This window comes from Streptomyces sp. NBC_00988, assembly GCF_045162645.1.
Taxonomy (GTDB): domain Bacteria; phylum Actinomycetota; class Actinomycetes; order Streptomycetales; family Streptomycetaceae; genus Streptomyces.
In genome coordinates this window covers 1,096,902-1,113,736 of record NZ_CP108730.1, presented here as the reverse complement: position 1 = coordinate 1,113,736, position 16,835 = coordinate 1,096,902, and the positions used below count along the sequence as shown (strand labels likewise).

Below are 16,835 nucleotides of genomic sequence, written 5' to 3'. Positions count from 1 at the left end.
CGGGTCACTCCGGGGTGGTCGGCGCCAGCGTCTCGCGCACCTTCGGCAGGATGTTCTTGAGGTAGTCCTCGACCGCGATGTCAAGACCGATGTCGTGCTGGGCGTGCTCGGACATGTACCAGCGGTGTTCGAGCAGCTCGTGGTAGATCTCGGCCGGGTCCATCGAGCCGCGCAGTTCCAGCGGTACGGCGCGCACGGTGGGCCGGAACACGTCCCGCACCCACCGGTGCGCGAGCACCTCGGGCCGGGCGGCGAGCGGGTCGCCCGGGGCGTAGTCGTCCTGGGTGGCCATCCAGGACTCCAGGTCGTTGAGCAGCCGCCGCGCCTGGTTCTCCTCGGCGTCCAGGCCGGTCAGGCGCAGCAGTTGACGCTGGTGGTGGCCCGCGTCGACGACCTTCGGCACGAAGGTGACCGTGTCGCCGTTGGAGGAGTGCTCGATCTGCATCTCGGCGACGTCGAAGCCGAGTTCGTTGAGGCGCCGGATCCGGCGTTCGATGAAGTGGTACTTGCCCGCCGGGTACACCGAGACGCGGGTCAGCTCCTCCCACAGACCCTGGTAGCGGGCGCAGATCTCCATGCCGAACTCGATCGGGTCGACGGAGGGGTGCAGCGCCCCGGACGCCTCCAGGTCGAGCAGCTCGCCGCTGATGTTCACGCGGGCGAGGTCGAGGTCGTAGTCGCGCTGTCCGTTGCTCAGGCTCGGGTGCAGATCGCCGGTCTCCGCGTCCACGAGATACGCGGCGTACGCGCCCGCGTCCCGCCGGAACAGCGTGTTCGACAGCGAGCAGTCGCCCCACGCGAAGCCGGCCAGATGCAACCGCACCAGCAGCACCGCGAGCGCGTCCATCAGCCGGTGCATGGTGGCCGGGCGCAGCGTCGTCTCGAACATCGAGCGGTACGGCATCGAGCCGCCCAGGTGCCGGGTGATCAGCACCGGTTCCAGCGGCTCGCCGTCGGCATCGAGGCGCCCGGTGACCACGGCGAGGGGGTCGACCGCCGGGATGCCCAGCCGGTCCAGGTCGCGCAGCAGCTCGTACTCGCGCAGCGCGGGCCGTTCGGCGAGTTCCTTGACGGCTATGACCTCGCTGCCGGCGCGGGCGTAGCGCACGACGTGGCGGGAGATGCCGCGCGGCAGCGGCACCAGGTACTCGTCGGGCCACTCCTCCAGGGGGACGTCCCAGGGCAGTTCCAGCAGGAGGACCGGATGCTCCGGGTTGGTCGCGTTGATCTGCAGTGCCATGGGGTGACCTTAGATCGCGTGTTCGCGTGCGCGCCGCGCCGCTTCACGGACCGGACCGGTGTGCAGGGGGCCGTGGCCGGGCAACAGGGTCTCGGCGTCCAGCGCTTCGAGGGTGTCCAGCGAGGCCACGGCGCGCTCGCGCTCGTGATGGAACATGTCGGGCAGCAGTTGCGGCCCCTTGATCCGCGAGGTCGGGTGGCCGCTCACCAGGGCGTCCCCGGAGATCACGATCCCACTGTCCGGGAGATGGAAGACGCAGTGCCCGCTCGTGTGGCCGGGGGTGTGCACGGGGACGGGGCGGCCGGGCAGGTCGAGCGGGCCGTCCGCGGCCGGGAAGGCCTCGGCCGAGGCGACGGGATGCTGCTCGGTGCCTCCGACGCGGATCGTGTGCACCATCCACGGCAGCACTCCGGGACGCCAGACGTTCTTCAACACGTCCCCGACGGTCACCTGTTGTAGGAACTCCCGCCTGGCGTGCGGCACTTCGGCCTCGTGCAGCAGGACGGGTGTGCCGTAGGTGCTGTGCAGGTACTCCGCCGAACCGAGGTGGTCGTTGTGGGCGTGGGTGATCAGCACCGCCGTGACCGCCTTCGGTGAACTCCCCACCTGCTCAAGGGAGTCGAGCACCAGCGGGCGGTCCCCGGGGTATCCGGTGTCCACCAGGGTGACCGCGTCGCCGTCCGTGAGGATCACCCAGTTGGTGTTGCTGCCGTGCACCAGGTAGGTGCCGTCGGCGACTTGGCGTACATCTGCCCGCATGATCGTCCCTCGTGAGGTGGTGCCCCGTACGGGGACAGCCAACCAGACGCGCGTGACCTTGGCGTGCGCGGGGGAAGCCGCCTCCGGCGCCGTCCGCCGGGGGCGGCCCCCGCGTGCGTCCGAAGCGGCCGCCTCTCCGCCTCAGTGCACGCCGTGCGGGCGGAACTGCACGCTGATGCGCGGTCCCGCGGCGCGGGTGGTCTTGGGGACGCAGTGCTCCCAGGTCCGCTGACAGGAGCCGCCCATCACGATCAGATCGCCGTGCCCGAGCGGGCGCCGCACCGACTCGCCGCCGCCGCGCACGGGGCGCAGCAGCAGGTCGCGGGGCGCGCCCACGGAGAGGATCGCCACCATCGTGTCCTCGCGGGCACCCCGCCCGATCCGGTCGCCGTGCCAGGCGACACTGTCCCGGCCGTCGCGGTAGTAGCAGAGCCCGGACGTGCTGAAGGGTTCGCCCAACTCCCTTGCGTAGTAAGCCGAGAGCGCGTCCCGGGCCTCGGCCAGCACCGGGTGGGGGAGCGTGTCGTCGGCGCCGTAGTAGGAGAGCAGCCGCGGTACGGCGACGACCTGGTCGTACATCTGACGGCGCTCGGCGCGCCACGGCACCTCGGCGGCCAGCTCCTCGAACAGGGCGTCGGCGCCGGCGAGCCACCCGGGCAGCACGTCGATCCAGGCGCCGAGCCCCAGTGCCGTACGGCGTGTCCCGTCGAGGGGGCCGAGGCGGAGCTGGTCGGTCTGGTCGAAGAGGGAGCCCTGGAGGTGGTGCGCGGTCATGAAGCCAGCGTACTCCTTATTCGAATATCTGTTCCTATATGAACTCCGCTCTTTCGATACATCGGTGTATCGGATACATTCGCGTATCGACTGGAGGTCCGGGCATGGTGACTGAGGTGACGCCCAAGCGTGTGACCAGGCGCCGTGTCCGCACACGGGCGAACCTCCTGGCCGCCGCGTTCGCGGTGTTCGCCGCCAAGGGATACGGCCGGGTCTCCATCGAGGAGGTCTGTGAAGCCGCCGGCTACAGCAGAGGCGCCTTCTACTCGAACTTCGACAGCTTGGACGAGTTGTTCTTCGCCCTCTACCAGGAGCGGGCCGAGCTGATCGCGGACCAGGTGTCCGAGGCCTTCGCCCTCGACGGACCGGACCTCGATGTACCGGCCGCTGTGGACCGGGTCACCGACGTGCTCCTCCTCGACCTGGACTGGCTCCTGGTCAAGACGGACTTCCTGGTGCACGCGGCCCGGGACCCGGCCGTCGCGCAGAGTCTGCTCGACCACCGGGCACGACTGCGCGCGGTGATCGCCGATCGGCTCGCCCTGGCGGCCGGCCGGTTCGAACTGCCCACTGTGCTCAACCATGTCGACAGCGCCGCCCACGCGGTGATCGCCGCGTACGACGGAGTCACCACTCAATTGCTGCTGGACAAGGACGTGGAGCACGCCCGTGTCTGGCTCAAGCAACTACTCACCGCGCTGCTGACGGACGGCAGCCGCGCCCTCGAATGAGAAAGGCAACGGTCGCCATGGATGCGGACGTCATCGTCGTCGGAGCCGGGCTGGCCGGTCTGGTCGCGGCCCACGAACTGACCAGCCGGGGACGCCGGGTCGCGCTCGTCGACCAGGAGAACGCCAACAACCTGGGCGGGCAGGCGTTCTGGTCCTTCGGCGGACTGTTCCTCGTCGACTCGCCGGAACAGCGCCGCCTCGGCATCAAGGACTCCTTCGACCTGGCCTGGAACGACTGGCAGGGCAGCGCCGGCTTCGACCGCGTCGACGACGAGGACTCGTGGGCGGTGCGCTGGGCGCGCGCCTACGTCGAGTTCGCGGCCGGCGAGAAGCGGACCTGGCTCGACGGGCACGGCATCAAGCTGCTGCCCACGGTCGGCTGGGCGGAACGCGGCGACCTGCGCGCCCACGGACACGGCAACTCCGTCCCGCGCTTCCACGTCACCTGGGGCACCGGCACCGGAGTCGTCGAACCCTTCGTGAACTACGCCAGGCAGGCCGCCCGCGACGGACTGCTCACCTTCTACTACCGCCACCAGGTGGACGAGTTGGTGGTGGAGGAGGGCGAGGCGCGCGGCGTCCGCGGCACGGTCCTCGCCGAGGACAACGCGGCCCGGGGCGTCACCTCCAGCCGCGAGGCGATCGGCGCGTTCGAACTCACCGCGCAGGCCGTGATCGTCACCACCGGCGGCATCGGTGCCAACCACGACATCGTCCGCGAGTACTGGCCCGAGCGCCTCGGCACCCCGCCCGCCGAGATGGTCACCGGCGTCCCGGCCTACGTCGACGGCCGGATGCTCGACATCAGCGCCGAGGCGGGCGTACGGCTCGTCAACCGCGACCGCATGTGGCACTACACCGAGGGCCTGCAGAACTGGGACCCGGTCTGGCCCGGCCACGGCATCCGCATCCTGCCCGGCCCCTCCTCCCTGTGGTTCGACGCCCTCGGCCGCCGCCTGCCCGACCCGTGCCTGCCGGGCTACGACACTCTCAGCACCCTCAAATACCTGCGCACCACCGAGGACTTGGCGGATCACGACCACTCCTGGTTCATCCTCACCCAGAAGATCATCGAGAAGGAGTTCGCGCTGTCGGGCTCCGAGCAGAACCCCGACATCACCGCCAAGGACAAGAAGGCGGTCCTGCGCGACCGGCTCCTCGGCAAGGGCGCCCCGGGCCCGGTGGACGCCTTCCTGCGCAAGGGCGCGGACTTCGTGACCGCGGGCAACCTTGAGCAACTGGTCGAGAAGATGAACCAGTTGACCGACAAACCCCTCCTGGACGCGGCCGTGGTACGGCGCCAGATCGAGGCCCGCGACCTCCAGATGGCCAACCCCTACAGCAAGGACTCCCAGGTCCAGGGCATCCGCAACGCCCGCCGCTACATCGGCGACCGCCTGGGCCGCGTGGCCACCCCGCACCGCATCCTGGACCCGGCGGCCGGCCCCCTGATCGGCGTCAAGCTGCACGTCCTAACCCGCAAGACCCTCGGCGGCATCCAGACGGACCTGGACTCCCGGGCCCTGGCCGCCGACGGCAAGCCGATCGGCGGACTGTACGCGGCGGGTGAGGTCGCCGGCTTCGGCGGCGGTGGCGTGCACGGCTACAACGCCCTCGAAGGCACGTTCCTCGGCGGCTGCCTCTTCTCGGGCCGGGCGGCGGGCCGCGCGGCGGCGAAACAGACGGCCTAGCAGTACTTCTTGGCCCTACGGCCCGTCTCCTCACCCCTCCAGGAGGCGGGCCAGCACCGAGGCGTGACTCCGCTCCGGCGACCTGACCGCCGTCACCAGGGTCACCGGTCCCATACGGACCAAGTTCCGCAAGGTGTGCAGGAGTTGAGCCGCCTCGGGCTCGGCGAGCTCGGCCTCGTAACGGCTGCTGAACTCCTGGAAGTCCCCCTCGCCCGCGTGATACCAGCGGCGCAGCTCGGTCGACGGGGTGATCCCCTTGGGCCACTCGTCGACCCGGGCCGCGTCCTTGGACAGGCCACGCGGCCACAGCCGGTCGACCATGACGCGCACGCCGTCCTCCGGCTCGGGCGGATCGTAGACACGACGCACGCGGACGGTCACGGGCGGGCTCCCTCGGGTGGCGATGGTGCGGTGAGCCTACGGTGTGCGTCCTGAAGCCGCGTCCGTCACTACATCGTCCGGCGGAACCGCCATGCCGACGACCTGCGCCCACGCGCCGGCGTCGACATGGCGGACGTTGCCTGATGCGGCACGGGCCGCCCGGTTCAGAAAGCGTGTGACATCAGTTCCGCGAACAGTGCGTGCTCGTCGACATCGAGGCCACGGGAGCGGAACCAGCCGCAGATGTTGGCGCAGTCGCGCTGGAGGAAGGTCATCCCATTGAGGTTGCCGACCAGGTCGACGATCTGCGGCAGGTCGATGACGACCAGCCGTTCGCCCGCCGCCAGGATGTTGTACGCCGAGAGGTCGCCGTGCACGAGGCCGTTCTGCACCATCGTCGCGAGCGCGTCGGTGAGCTGCTCGAAGTAGGCCGCCAGCAGCTCGGGTGAGGGGCGGGTCTGGGCGAGCCGGGGCGCTGTCTGGACGGTGCCGTCCTCGTCGACGACGGTGATCCACTCCATCAGGATCTCGGTGCCGTCGATCTGGACCGGGTAGGGGACCGGCAGCCCGAGGTTCCAGAGCCGTACCAGCGCGGCCCATTCGGACACCGCCCACTCGCCGGCCGCGACCTGTCGGCCGAAGGTACTCTTCCGCTTGAGGGCCCGTTCGTCGCGTGAGCGCTTCGTCGAGCGGCCCTCGGTGTAGGACGCGGTGCGGTGGAAGGTCCGGTGCTCGGGGGAGCGGTACCGCTTGGCCGCCATGACGACCCCGGGGGCGGGGTCACGCGGGTCGGCGCGCTCGACGAGGTGGACGTCGGCCTCCTTGCCGGTCTTGAGGACGCCGAGCTCTGTGTCGATCGCGCCCTGCGAGGTCACCACCCAGTCCGGGAGCGGCTCGGGGCCTCGGCTGAGGGGTTCGACGCGGAGCCAGGTCGACCAGCGCTGGCCGTCGGCGAGGTCGTCGTAGGGACGGAAGTCGAAGACGAACCGGTCGTCGATGTCGCCCGGTACCGCGTCGCCCGGCGGCGGGACGTGGCGGTAGGGGGCGGTGCTGAAGGCGTCAGGAAACGCCGGGAGTTGAGAGTGCTGAGGGTGCTGCGGGACATCGTTGCGAGACATCGCTGAGGGTGCTCCATGAGGTGAGAGGGAGGCGGTCGGCGGGCAGGCCGAGGACAGTCGTGTTCACGGTCGCGCCTCCTCTCGTGGAGCACCGGGCAGCTCCCGGTGGCCCGCCCATGGTGAGGGGCGGGCACGGGGAGCGGCAACCGAATTAAGTCGGCCTACGTTGAGCGGCCCAGCGGTGCCGCGGGTTTCCGGCGTGATCCTCCGTACCGGGCTCGTCCCGGCTGCGGTCATCGCCCGGGTCGACTCGCGCCGCCCATCCGGCGTCAACCCGCTTACGCAGCAACGGAGTTCTGCTAGCGGCCCTTCCGCACGAGGTCGGTGATGCGCTCGCCCTCGCCGATCGTGAGCGGGCCGGTGCCCTCCGTGGGGTCGCCGACCCCCAGCGCGACCGCCAGCGTGCGGCCGTGCAGGTCGAGGGTGGCCTCGGTCAGGGTGGTGAGATCGGCTACGGCGGAACGGGCGCGGGTCCATCCGGTCAGGCCGATGCCCGCGGCGATCAGGACGGCGGGCCACCACACCACGGTGAGTAGAAGGTAGGGCAGGGCCCAGGTTCCGGTGGCGACCGCGGCGGCGAACGCCGAGTGCGCGGCGGTGAGTTCGGTGCGTGCGGCGTCGGGGAGGACCAGCCAGAGCCGGGACCAGCCGTAGGTCAGGTCGAGGCCGTAGCGGTGGTACGCGACGGACTCCACGGCGTGGATCCGGTCGCCCATCCAGGTCGGCCTGCCCGGTTCGGCCATGGCCAGCCGGGTGACGCGCTCGGCCGCGGTGTCGATCCGGTGCTGCTGCTCGGGGGTGCGTGTGCCCGGGCTCGCGGCTTCGAACGCCCGGCGTTCCTCCAGGAGTTGGTGCCACCGGGCACGCCTGCGCGCTGTCCGCGCCGTCGCGGCCGCGGCGAACGGGCGGGGCCACGGCCCCAGCCAGACGCGCCGGGTGACTCCGGCCAGCGCCTGCACGACGAAGCCGACACCGGAGGCGGCCGCCAGTACGGCCACGACGAGGAGTGCCTGCGCCCCGCTGGGCAGGTCCCTGACCGTGTCGGCGGTGTTCTCGACCCGCCGGGCCGACAACGCGACGTTCCACGCGTCGGATTGGCCGAGGTTGACGGACAGCCACACCGCGCCGAGGAAGAACGCACCCGGCAGCACCAGCAGGCTGATCCACCGGTCGGCGAGCGTCTTGGCCAACTGCTCGAAGAAACCGCCCACTTGCGCTACCCCCGTTCCAGGGGCCGACCCATGACGGCGCAGCGCGGGATCGCACCCGCCGGGAGCGGAACCGCCGTCCGGTCGCAGGCGCCGTCCGGGCAGCGGAAGGTCTCCTGACGGGCGAAGCCCGGCCCGGATCCCGGCAGCGCCGTCGAGAGCGTACGCAGGGTGGTCTCACGGTCGGTGTTCAGCAACTGGCCCAGCAGGGCGAGCACCGGACGCCGGGCCCGTGCCTCGGCCACGATCCGTTCCAGCAGTTCCTGACGTTCCGCGGAGTGGAGCCCGGTCTCGCCGATCAGCGCCTCGAACTCCTGGCACAGCGTGGTCAGTGCCGATCGTTCGGCGTCCACCAGGGCTCCTCCTTCCGCCAGTCGGCCGATAGTCTCATGGGTGATGACCTCCTACCACCAGCCCGATCCGGAGCTGCTGAACCAGCAGGCGGTCGACCTGTTGGACCGGGCCAGCAGGGCCGGTGACACGGCACAACTGGGCACCTGCGTCTCGTTGTTCCAGCGCATCCTCGCCCTGACACCGCATCACCATCCGCGCCTCGCCACCCGCCTGTACAACCTCGCCGAGTGCCATCGGGCGCTGTACGCGCTGACGGGACAGGTGGCCGACGCCGACCGGTCGATCGGCATCGGGCGACAGGCCGTAGCAGCCCTCCACCACGGCGACCCCAACACCGCGCTGATCCTGGGCAACCTGAGCGCCACCCATCTCCTGCGGTTTCGGCGGGTCGGGCACCCGGAGGATCTGGACGGGGCCGTCGAGCTCGGGGAGCGGGCTGTCGGCGTGCCCGGCGCCAACCCGAACCTCGCGTTCCACCTGGCCACCCTCGGCACGGGCTACCTGCTGCGGTTCCAGAAAACAGGGCAGCTCTCGGATGTGGACCGTTCCATCGACATCGGTGAGCGGGTGATGGCTGTCGCCTCCGCCGATTCGCCGCACCGGACGACAGCCTTGTCCGATCTCGCCTCGGGCTACTTGCTGCGCTTCGAGCGGACCGGGCAGCTTTCGGATCTGGACCGTTCCATCTATAGAGGCGAGCAGGTGATCGTTGTCGCCTCTGCCGAGTTTCCTCACCGGTCGACAACCTTGGCCAATCTCTCCACGGGGTGCTTGCTGCGCTTCCAGAGAACCGGGCAGCCCTCGGATCTGGACCGTTCCATCGACAGGGGTGAGGAAGCCATGGCTGTCGCCTCCGCCGATTTCCCGCACCGGCCGACCGTCCTGACCAACCTCGGCAACAGCTACTTGCTGCGGTTCGAGCAGACAAGGCACGTCTCGGACCTGGACCGTTCCATCGGCAACGGTGAGCGGGCGTTGGCTGTCACTCCCGTCGATTCCCGTGACCGGCCGACGATTCTGGCCAACCTCACCCTGGGCTATATGCGGCGATTCGAGGGAACCGGGCACCTCTCGGATGTGGACCGTTCCATCGACAGCGGTGAGCAGGCGATGGCGGTCACCCCCGTCGATTCCCCTCACCGGCCGACGACCCTGACCAACCTCGCCACCTCCTACTGGGCACGGTTCGGACGGGCAGGCCGTCCGGCGGACCTGGAGCGGTCCATCGGCTTCGGGGAACAGGCCGCCGCCGACACCGGCAACCCGCACCGAGCGACCGCCCTGTCCAACCTCGCCGCCGCCTACACCGACCGCTTCGAGCGGACGGGGAACCTGGCCGACCTGGAGCGGGCGATCGGGTATTACGAACAGTCGGTGGCCGCCGCTCCGGACAACGCCTCCGACGGCGCCACCTACGTGTCCAACCTCGGCATGGCGTACCACGCCCGGTTCGAACGGCTGGGGGAGCAGGCCGACTTGGACCGGGCGATCAGCCACCTCGATCGTGCCGCTGCCGCGGCGCCCCGGGGGCACCGCGAGTTCGCGACGATCCTGTCCAATCTCGGCATCGTGTACGGGGCGCGGTTCGACCGGCGGGGGGACGTGGCCGACTTGGACCGGTCGATCGGCCACTACGAACAGGCCGTTGCCGCCACGCCCGAGGGCCATCCGGATCTCGCCCTCCGGCTGTCCAACCTGGGCGCCGCGTACGACGCGCGGTCGGACCGGAAGGGGGACCTCGCCGATGTGCACCGGGCCGTAGAGAGTCTGGAACGCGCCGTCGTCGCCACACCGGCCGATCACCCCTTCCGCGCGATGGCCCGGTCCAATCTGGCGGCGACCCTGCGCGGGCGGTTCGACCGGCTGGGGGACGTGGCCGATCTGGACCGGGCGATCGCGCTTCACGAAGAGGCCGTGGCCGCCACGCCCGACGACCACCCGAACCGGGCGACGCACCTGTCCAACCTCAGCGTCGCCCTCTGGTCCCGGCTCACCCGCACCGGAGACATGTCCGACCTGGACGCGGGCATCGACGCCGGCAGGCGTGCGGTGGCCGCCACGCCGGACGATCACCCGGACCGTGCGATGCGCCTGTCCAACCTTGGTACCGCCCTCCATCAACGGTTTGAGCACAGCGGCAGCCTTCCTGACCTGGACCGTGCCGTCGCGCATCACCAACAGGCCGTGGCCGCCACGCCCGACGACCACCCGAACCGGGCGATGCACCTGTCCAACCTCGGAACCGCCTACCTGTCGCGGTCCGGCCGGACCGCCGGCGGCGCCGATCTCGACAGCGCCATCGACCGCACGCTCCTGGCACTCGCGGCCACTCCCGCCGACCACCCCGACCGACTGTTGCGCCTGTACAACCTCGGACGGTCCTATCAGGCGCGGTACGGGCGCTCGGGCGATCCGGCCGACCTGGACCGTGCGGTCGACCTGGCGCGGGAGGCGGCCGACGCCGTCCCCGTGGACGATCCGCTCCTCCCGCAGCATCTGTTCAACCTCGGCAACACCCACCGGCTGCGGTTCCAGCGGACCGGCGACCCGTCCGACCTCGACCGTGCCGTCGACGCCACGGAACGGACCGTCGCGGCAACCCCCGTCGACCATCCCCGGCGGGCCTCACGCATCTACCTCCTCGCGATCTGTCACACGAGGAGGTGGGACAGCGGCAGCACCGTCGACCGGCCGCGGATCATCCGGCTCGCGGAGGAGGCGCTCGCGGCCACGACATCGCCCCCGCTGGAGCGGCTCCGCGCCTGCTGGGTGGTCGGCCGACTCGCCTACGTACTGGACGAACCGCACACCGCCCGGCTGCTGTTCGACACGGCGGTGGAGCTGCTGCCGTTGGTCGCGGCACGGGAGACCTCTTCGGCGGACCACGAGTACCACCTCGGCGCGATCCACGGACTGGTCGGCGAGACGATCGCCGTGCACTGTGCCCTCGACGATCCGGGCGGCGCGGTCCAGGCCGCCGAGCTGGGCCGGTCGATCCTGCTGACGTCCCGGCTGGCGCTGCGGACACCCCTCGGCGACCTCGAAGCCGAGCACCCGGCACTGGCCGGCCGGCTGAGCCGGGTCCGCGATGCCCTCAACGCGCCGGATCCCCCGGCCATGGCCACGCCCGACGGTCAGGACGTCGACCACATCGACCATGTCGACCGGCGCAAACGGCTGTGGGCCGAGCACGACGCCGTACTGGCGGAGATCCGCCGGTTGCCGGGACTGGACCGGTTCCTGCTCCCGCAGAGGTGGACCCGGCTGCGGCCGACCGGCGCTGGCGAGGCGGTCGTGCTGCTCAACGCCGGCCTGCAGCGGTGCGACGCCGTCGTCGTCACCGCCGACGGCCCCCTGCTGCCGGTGCCGCTGCCCGAACTGCGCCTGTCCGACGTCGAGTCGTGGGCCGCCGAGCTGACGGAAGCGACGCACAACGCCGGCTCGTTCACCGGCGAGCTGCGCTGCCAACGCGTGCTGACGGAACTGCTCGGCCGGCTGTGGGACACGACGGTCGAGCCGGTCCTCGACGCGATCGAGGACCGGCTCCGCCCGGCCGACGGAGAACTGCCCCGCGTGTGGTGGATGCCGACCGGGCCGCTCGCGCTGCTGCCGCTGCACGCGGCCGGACACCCCGGTGACGCCGGGGCGCTCGACCGGGTGATCTCGTCGTACACGCCCACCATGCGCACCCTGGGCCGTGCACAAGGACGCCCCGCCGCGACGGCCCAGCGCCGGCTCACCGTCACCCTCGACCGGACCCCGGGTCTGCCGGACCTGCCGGCCACCGCCGCCGAGGCGGCGAGCCTGCACGCCGCCCATCCCGACATGCCGCTCCTCACCAACGAGCAGGCCACCGCCGGCAGTGTGACCGACGCGCTCCCCAGGGCGAGTTGGGCCCACTTCGCCTGCCACGCGGGCACCGACCCCGACGCGCCGTCCGAGGGCGGGCTCCACCTCCACGACGGCGTGCTGTCCATCGCGGAGATCGGCCGCCTCGACCTCCACGAGGCCGAACTGGCCTACCTGTCCGCGTGCTCCACCGGACACGTCGGCAGGCGGCACGCGGACGAGTCCATCCACCTCGCCTCCGCGTTCCAACTGGCCGGGTTCCGGCACGTCGTAGCGAGCCTCTGGCCCCTGGACGACCACGTGGCGGCCGCCGCGGCCGAGCACTTCTACCGGCTGATGCCGGACACGCCGTCCGCCGACGACGCGGCGATCGTGCTCCACCGCGTCATCCGGCAGCTGCGCACCGAACACTCCGGGCGGCCACACCTGTGGGCGTCCCTGATCCACAGCGGGCCGTAGCCCGGATCGGGCCTGAACTCGGCGGCGGCTACGGGGTGTTCACCGCCGTGCCGGTGAACGTGTCCTGGTTCTCCCGCGGCGCCAGGCTCCGCACCACATCGAACTCGTTGCCCTCAGGATCGGCCATGACCACCCAGCTCCGATCCGAGCCCTGGCCCACATCCGTCGTGGTGGCGCCGAGGCCGAGCAACCTGCTCACCTCGTCCTCCGTGCTGCCGTCGATCGGGCTGACGTCGAGGTGGAGCCGGTTCTTGACGGTCTTGTCCTCGGGTACCTGGATGAACTGCAGGGTGGGCGGCATCTGGCGAGCCCGGACGTCCTCGGCGGTCGGTACCCAGGAGCCGATCTCGACCCTGCCCCCGGTCCGGTCGATCACCGTGAAGTCCAGGACCGCGCACCAGAAGGCCGCGAGCCTCTCCGGATCACGGCAGTCGACGACCAACTCGGTGAACCTGCTTGTCATGACTCTCCTGGTCAGGTGTCGGGTTCATGAGGGATTCCCCATGCCGGTGAAGAGGGCCTGGAGGACACGGTCCACGTACTCGTGGGTCAACGGCTCCTGCGTGATCAGGAATTGGAAGTACAGCGGGCCGGAGAGAATCGCCATCGCCAGGCTCAGATCGAAGTCGGGCGACAACTGCCCCTGGTCCTGGGCCTTTCGAAGCCGGGCGACGGTCAACTCGGCCTGCGGGGCGATGAAGCGCTCGTTGAGGGCGGCGGCGACCTGGGGGTCGTACTGGGCCTCGCCGACCAGGGCCTGGTACAGCGGGCCGAAGGGCGGGTCGGCCAGCAGGTCGATGGCCGACCGGATCTGGGTGCGCAGATCGGCGACGATGTCGCCCGTGTCGGGGTGGTCCAGGTCGGACTGGTGCAGGGAGAGCAGGGAGTCCAGGAACAGGGCGCCCTTGGACGGCCACCTGCGGTAGATGGTGTGCTTGCCCGCGCCGGCCCGGACCGCGATCGCTTCGATGCTGAGCCTGGCGTAGCCGATCTCCTGGCCCAGCTCCAGAGTGGTCCGCATGATGGCCTCGGTCCGGCCGGCGCCACGCAGGGGATCGGTCATGCGGCCACCCTAACGACACGGCACGTGCCGTTCTTGACGAGCTGCCCATGCGTGCACTCTCCTTTACGGCGCGGCAGGGCAACGGCCGTACCGACGGGGGAGGTTGCATGGATGCCGACGTGATCGTCGTGGGAGCCGGTCCGACCGGGCTGATGCTGGCGTGCGAACTGAGCCTGGCCGGGGTGCGCCCGCTGGTGCTGGAGCGTCAGGCGCACCGCCGGGACACCGCGAAGGCCGGTGGCCTCGGCGGACGGATCCTGGAACTCCTGCGCTACCGGGGCCTGTTGGAGCGATGCGAGGCCGCTTGCACCGGTCCAGTCCCGGCGCCCCGGTTCCCGTTCGGAGGTATCCACCTCGATCTGACCCGGCTCGCCGATCCACCGCTGCACGCCCTGCCGCTTCCGCAGCAGCGGCTCGAAGACGTGCTCGCCGAGCGCGCCGGTGAACTCGGTGTCGAGATCCGCCGCGGGCACCAGGTGTCCGGGGTCGACCAGGACGCGGTGGCGGTGACCGCCGAGGTGCTCGGCCCGGACGGGCCGTACCGGGTGACGGCCCGGTACCTGGCGGGCTGCGACGGCGCCCGCAGCCGGGTCCGCGACGGGGCGGGCATCGCCTTCCCCGGCACCACCTATCCGGAGGTCAACCGGCTGGCGCAGGTCACCTTTCCCGACACGGTGACCGTGCTCGGCAACGGCGATCTCGACGTCGCCGGCCACGGCACGGTCCCCGGCGGCTTCACGCCAACGGACCGCGGTCTCCTGGGCGTCGGCGCATCGCCCGACTCACCCGTGGTCTCCCTCTTCACCACCGAGGACGAGGCCGACGAGTACGACGACGACACCCCGATGTCCCTGACAGAGTTCCAGGACAGCCTCCGTCGCGTGCTGGGCACGGACCTCCCCGTGCGCGAGGCGATCCGGCTGTCGCGCTTCACCTTCAAGGCCCGGCAGGCCGAGCACTACCGAAAAGGGCGGATCCTGCTGGCCGGTGACGCGGCACATCTGTTCCCGGCGACCGGCGTGGCCATCAACGCCGGCATGCTCGACGCGGTCAACCTGGCCTGGAAGCTGGCCGCCGACATCCACGGCCGGGCCCCCGACGGCCTGTTGGACACCTACCACGACGAACGGCACTCGGCCGGTGCGCGCACCATGCTGCACACCCAGGCCCAAGTGGCGCTGCGGCGCGGCACCGACCCGGCCGCCGAGGCACTCCGCGAGGTCTTCCAGGAACTGCTCGCCGACGAGCAGCCGCAGCGCCGCCTGGGGGCGTTCCTCGCCGGAACCGACATCCGCTACCCGATGCCCGGACCATCCGGCCGCCACCCGCTGGCCGGAGCGTTCGTCCCCGACCTCACCCTGCACAGCGACCGGGGAACGTCCGGCGTCGGCGACCTCCTGCACACCGCACGCCCCCTCCTCCTCGACCTCGCCGACCGCGAGGATCTCCGCCGGGCGGCCGCGGGCTGGCGCTCCCGCGTCGACGTCCACACCGCGAAGACCGACGACCGCCCCGCCGACGCCATCCTGATCCGGCCCGACGCGCACATCGCCTGGGCCGCGACCGTCGACGACTCTTCCGACGACGCCGTACCGGCGCTGCGCGAAGCGCTCACCCGCTGGTTCGGCGCCCCCGAGACCGACGTCTGACGCCCCCCCCGGAAAGAAAGCGATCACAGATGCCGCCCGTTCCCGCCGACCCGACCCTGCTGCATCCGATGCCGGACCAGCCTCGGGTCGTACTCCTCAAGCCACTGGTGACCTCACCGCTGATCGAGGTCGGGGAGTTCACGTACTACGACGATTCCGGCGAGCCGACGGCCTTCGAGACCCGCAACGTCCTCTACCACTACGGGCCCGAGAAGCTCGTCATCGGGAAGTTCTGCGCACTGGGCGAGGGCGTGCGGTTCATCATGAACGGCGCCAACCACCGGATGGACGGCCCCTCGACGTTCCCCTTCCCGATCATGGGCGGTTCCTGGGCCGACCACTTCGACCTCATCACCGGTCTGCCCGGACGGGGCGACACCAGCGTGGGCAACGACGTCTGGTTCGGCTACGGCACCATGGTGATGCCCGGCGTCCGCATCGGTCACGGAGCGGTCATCGCCTCCGGCTCCGTCGTCGTCGACGACGTTCCCGACTACGGCATCGTCGGCGGCAACCCCGCGCGGCTGATCCGCCGCCGCTACACCGACGCCGACATCGAGCGCCTCCTCGCGCTGGCCTGGTGGGACTGGCCGCTGCCACACCTCACCGAACATCTCCGCACGGTCATGTCCGGCACCGTCGACGACCTGGAGGCCGTAGCGCCCGGCCCCTTCCCGCACTGAGAACCGGGCCGCCCGCATGACCCGTGCTTCCCCCCGCGCCCCGTTCACCGACTGGCTTCGCGAACACGCCGTCCCGCTCACCCACCTCGATCCCGAGGCGCCGCTCGACCCCGGAAGCATCGAGGCAGCCTTCGCCGACGCCGGCCTCACATGCGGCGGGAGTTGAGTGTCACGTCTGCGGTCGGGTGAGTCTGGTCGCCACGGCGTCGAGGACCCAGTCCAGGCCGGTCGCGAAGGATGCCTCGGCGTCCACGTCCGTGCCGTCGTGCACCGCTTTGGCCAGCGCAGGGAAGCGGCCCGTGGCCAACATCCTTGTCACATGCGGGCCGTGGGCGCGCTGCCAGTCACGCTTGGACAGGCCCGTGGCGCGCTCGGCCCGCAGGTTCGCGATCTCGCGTCTGATCGCGCCGGTGAAGTAGGCGCTGACGGTCTCCACGGCACGCATGACGGTGTCGATGTCGGCGAGGCCGTCGAGGGCGGCCAGCGTGGCCTCGGTGACGGCGAGGCCGTTCGGGCCCAGGGTCGGGCGGCCGCCGAGCAGGTCGGCCAGCCATGGGTGACGGAGAGCGGTCTGCCTGGTGCGGTGGGCGAGGACGCGCAGCGCCTCCCGCCAGTCACCGGGCTGTTCCTCGGGCAGGATCTCGGCCTGGACCTCGTCCACCATGAGGTCGAACAGCTCCTCCTTGGTGGCGATGTAGCCGTACAGCCGCATCGGGCCGGCCTCCAGCCGGGCGGCGACCTTGCGCAAGGACACCGCTTCCAGCCCGCCCTCGTCGGCCAGCGCGATGGCGGCGGCGACGATCCGCTCCCGGTCCAGCGGCACGGGGCGAGTCGGCGGCTCCGGCCTGTCCCACACAGTCATGCTCACATCGTACT

The 16,835-nt window shown here is 71.0% G+C and carries 16 protein-coding genes; 6 read left to right on the top strand and 10 right to left on the bottom strand.

All coding sequences use genetic code 11. The features are described from left to right. Positions 1-4: 4 nt before the first annotated feature. The 3 genes from OG496_RS05255 to OG496_RS05245 form a co-directional block, all read right to left on the bottom strand. On the bottom strand, positions 5-1,240 hold the full coding sequence (locus OG496_RS05255; protein ID WP_405969786.1) for a DUF4032 domain-containing protein: 1,236 nt from the start codon (positions 1,238-1,240) through the stop codon (positions 5-7). Positions 1,241-1,249: 9 nt separating this feature from the next. After that, positions 1,250-1,999, bottom strand: a complete 750-nt coding sequence (locus OG496_RS05250) for an MBL fold metallo-hydrolase (RefSeq protein ID WP_405969785.1) — start codon at positions 1,997-1,999, stop codon at positions 1,250-1,252. Positions 2,000-2,140: 141 nt separating this feature from the next. Continuing rightward, positions 2,141-2,773 carry an alpha-ketoglutarate-dependent dioxygenase AlkB gene (locus tag OG496_RS05245; RefSeq protein WP_405969784.1) on the bottom strand — a complete coding sequence of 211 codons (633 nt, stop codon included), beginning with the start codon at positions 2,771-2,773 and terminating at the stop codon, positions 2,141-2,143. Between the two features lie 104 nt (positions 2,774-2,877). On the opposite strand from OG496_RS05245, the gene OG496_RS05240 reads away from it, so the two are divergent. After that, positions 2,878-3,504, top strand: coding sequence for a TetR/AcrR family transcriptional regulator (locus OG496_RS05240; protein WP_366492390.1), 627 nt, complete (start codon positions 2,878-2,880; stop codon positions 3,502-3,504). Between the two features lie 17 nt (positions 3,505-3,521). Further along, positions 3,522-5,195: an FAD-binding dehydrogenase gene (locus OG496_RS05235; RefSeq protein WP_405969783.1), complete on the top strand. Its 1,674-nt coding sequence runs from the start codon at positions 3,522-3,524 to the stop codon at positions 5,193-5,195. Between the two features lie 30 nt (positions 5,196-5,225). On the opposite strand, the gene OG496_RS05230 is transcribed toward OG496_RS05235, so the two are convergent. The 4 genes from OG496_RS05230 to OG496_RS05215 all read right to left on the bottom strand — a co-directional run bounded on the left by OG496_RS05230 (position 5,226) and on the right by OG496_RS05215 (position 8,255). Continuing rightward, a complete protein-coding gene (locus tag OG496_RS05230; protein WP_405969782.1) occupies positions 5,226-5,576 on the bottom strand; it encodes a DUF488 domain-containing protein in 351 nt (116 codons plus the stop codon). Between the two features lie 164 nt (positions 5,577-5,740). Then, a complete protein-coding gene (locus tag OG496_RS05225; protein ID WP_405969781.1) occupies positions 5,741-6,694 on the bottom strand; it encodes a serine protein kinase RIO in 954 nt (317 codons plus the stop codon). 299 nt (positions 6,695-6,993) lie between these two features. Then, positions 6,994-7,905 (bottom strand): hypothetical protein, encoded by a 912-nt coding sequence (locus OG496_RS05220; protein ID WP_405969780.1) that lies wholly within the window; start codon positions 7,903-7,905, stop codon positions 6,994-6,996. A gap of 5 nt (positions 7,906-7,910) precedes the next feature. Continuing rightward, a complete protein-coding gene (locus OG496_RS05215; protein WP_405969779.1) occupies positions 7,911-8,255 on the bottom strand; it encodes a hypothetical protein in 345 nt (114 codons plus the stop codon). A gap of 43 nt (positions 8,256-8,298) precedes the next feature. Here OG496_RS05215 and OG496_RS05210 point away from each other — a divergent pair, with 43 nt between their 5' ends. After that, complete coding sequence (locus tag OG496_RS05210; protein WP_405969778.1) at positions 8,299-12,564, top strand: CHAT domain-containing tetratricopeptide repeat protein; 4,266 nt, start codon at positions 8,299-8,301, stop codon at positions 12,562-12,564. A 28-nt stretch (positions 12,565-12,592) separates the two neighbouring features. On the opposite strand, the gene OG496_RS05205 is transcribed toward OG496_RS05210, so the two are convergent. Both OG496_RS05205 and OG496_RS05200 read right to left on the bottom strand, forming a co-directional pair. Beyond that, entirely contained in the window at positions 12,593-13,027 is a 435-nt protein-coding gene (locus OG496_RS05205; protein ID WP_405969777.1) for a VOC family protein, read from the bottom strand. A 24-nt stretch (positions 13,028-13,051) separates the two neighbouring features. Continuing rightward, positions 13,052-13,627 carry a TetR/AcrR family transcriptional regulator gene (locus OG496_RS05200; RefSeq protein ID WP_405969776.1) on the bottom strand — a complete coding sequence of 192 codons (576 nt, stop codon included), beginning with the start codon at positions 13,625-13,627 and terminating at the stop codon, positions 13,052-13,054. A 107-nt stretch (positions 13,628-13,734) separates the two neighbouring features. Here OG496_RS05200 and OG496_RS05195 point away from each other — a divergent pair, with 107 nt between their 5' ends. Genes OG496_RS05195 through OG496_RS05185 form a run of 3 tightly spaced genes read left to right on the top strand, consistent with a single transcriptional unit; the run spans position 13,735 to position 16,125 of the window. After that, positions 13,735-15,276 carry an FAD-dependent monooxygenase gene (locus OG496_RS05195; RefSeq protein WP_405969775.1) on the top strand — a complete coding sequence of 514 codons (1,542 nt, stop codon included), beginning with the start codon at positions 13,735-13,737 and terminating at the stop codon, positions 15,274-15,276. Positions 15,277-15,305: 29 nt separating this feature from the next. Next, positions 15,306-15,959: a CatB-related O-acetyltransferase gene (locus OG496_RS05190; RefSeq protein WP_405969774.1), complete on the top strand. Its 654-nt coding sequence runs from the start codon at positions 15,306-15,308 to the stop codon at positions 15,957-15,959. 16 nt (positions 15,960-15,975) lie between these two features. Further along, positions 15,976-16,125 carry a hypothetical protein gene (locus OG496_RS05185; RefSeq protein WP_405969773.1) on the top strand — a complete coding sequence of 50 codons (150 nt, stop codon included), beginning with the start codon at positions 15,976-15,978 and terminating at the stop codon, positions 16,123-16,125. Positions 16,126-16,128: 3 nt separating this feature from the next. Here OG496_RS05185 and OG496_RS05180 read toward each other — a convergent pair whose 3' ends face one another. Beyond that, the gene (locus OG496_RS05180; RefSeq protein WP_405969772.1) at positions 16,129-16,821 is read right to left on the bottom strand and encodes a TetR/AcrR family transcriptional regulator; all 693 of its coding nucleotides are present in this window, start codon (positions 16,819-16,821) and stop codon (positions 16,129-16,131) included. Positions 16,822-16,835 lie beyond the last annotated feature (14 nt).

Coding starts and splice junctions, on each gene's coding strand:
- OG496_RS05255 (WP_405969786.1), bottom strand. CDS start 1,240: ATGGCACTGCAGATCAACGCGACCAACCCGGAGCATCCGGTCCTCCTG.
- OG496_RS05250 (WP_405969785.1), bottom strand. CDS start 1,999: ATGCGGGCAGATGTACGCCAAGTCGCCGACGGCACCTACCTGGTGCAC.
- OG496_RS05245 (WP_405969784.1), bottom strand. CDS start 2,773: ATGACCGCGCACCACCTCCAGGGCTCCCTCTTCGACCAGACCGACCAG.
- OG496_RS05240 (WP_366492390.1), top strand. CDS start 2,878: ATGGTGACTGAGGTGACGCCCAAGCGTGTGACCAGGCGCCGTGTCCGC.
- OG496_RS05235 (WP_405969783.1), top strand. CDS start 3,522: ATGGATGCGGACGTCATCGTCGTCGGAGCCGGGCTGGCCGGTCTGGTC.
- OG496_RS05225 (WP_405969781.1), bottom strand. CDS start 6,694: ATGTCTCGCAACGATGTCCCGCAGCACCCTCAGCACTCTCAACTCCCG.
- OG496_RS05210 (WP_405969778.1), top strand. CDS start 8,299: ATGACCTCCTACCACCAGCCCGATCCGGAGCTGCTGAACCAGCAGGCG.
- OG496_RS05205 (WP_405969777.1), bottom strand. CDS start 13,027: ATGACAAGCAGGTTCACCGAGTTGGTCGTCGACTGCCGTGATCCGGAG.
- OG496_RS05200 (WP_405969776.1), bottom strand. CDS start 13,627: ATGACCGATCCCCTGCGTGGCGCCGGCCGGACCGAGGCCATCATGCGG.
- OG496_RS05195 (WP_405969775.1), top strand. CDS start 13,735: ATGGATGCCGACGTGATCGTCGTGGGAGCCGGTCCGACCGGGCTGATG.
- OG496_RS05190 (WP_405969774.1), top strand. CDS start 15,306: ATGCCGCCCGTTCCCGCCGACCCGACCCTGCTGCATCCGATGCCGGAC.
- OG496_RS05185 (WP_405969773.1), top strand. CDS start 15,976: ATGACCCGTGCTTCCCCCCGCGCCCCGTTCACCGACTGGCTTCGCGAA.
- OG496_RS05180 (WP_405969772.1), bottom strand. CDS start 16,821: ATGACTGTGTGGGACAGGCCGGAGCCGCCGACTCGCCCCGTGCCGCTG.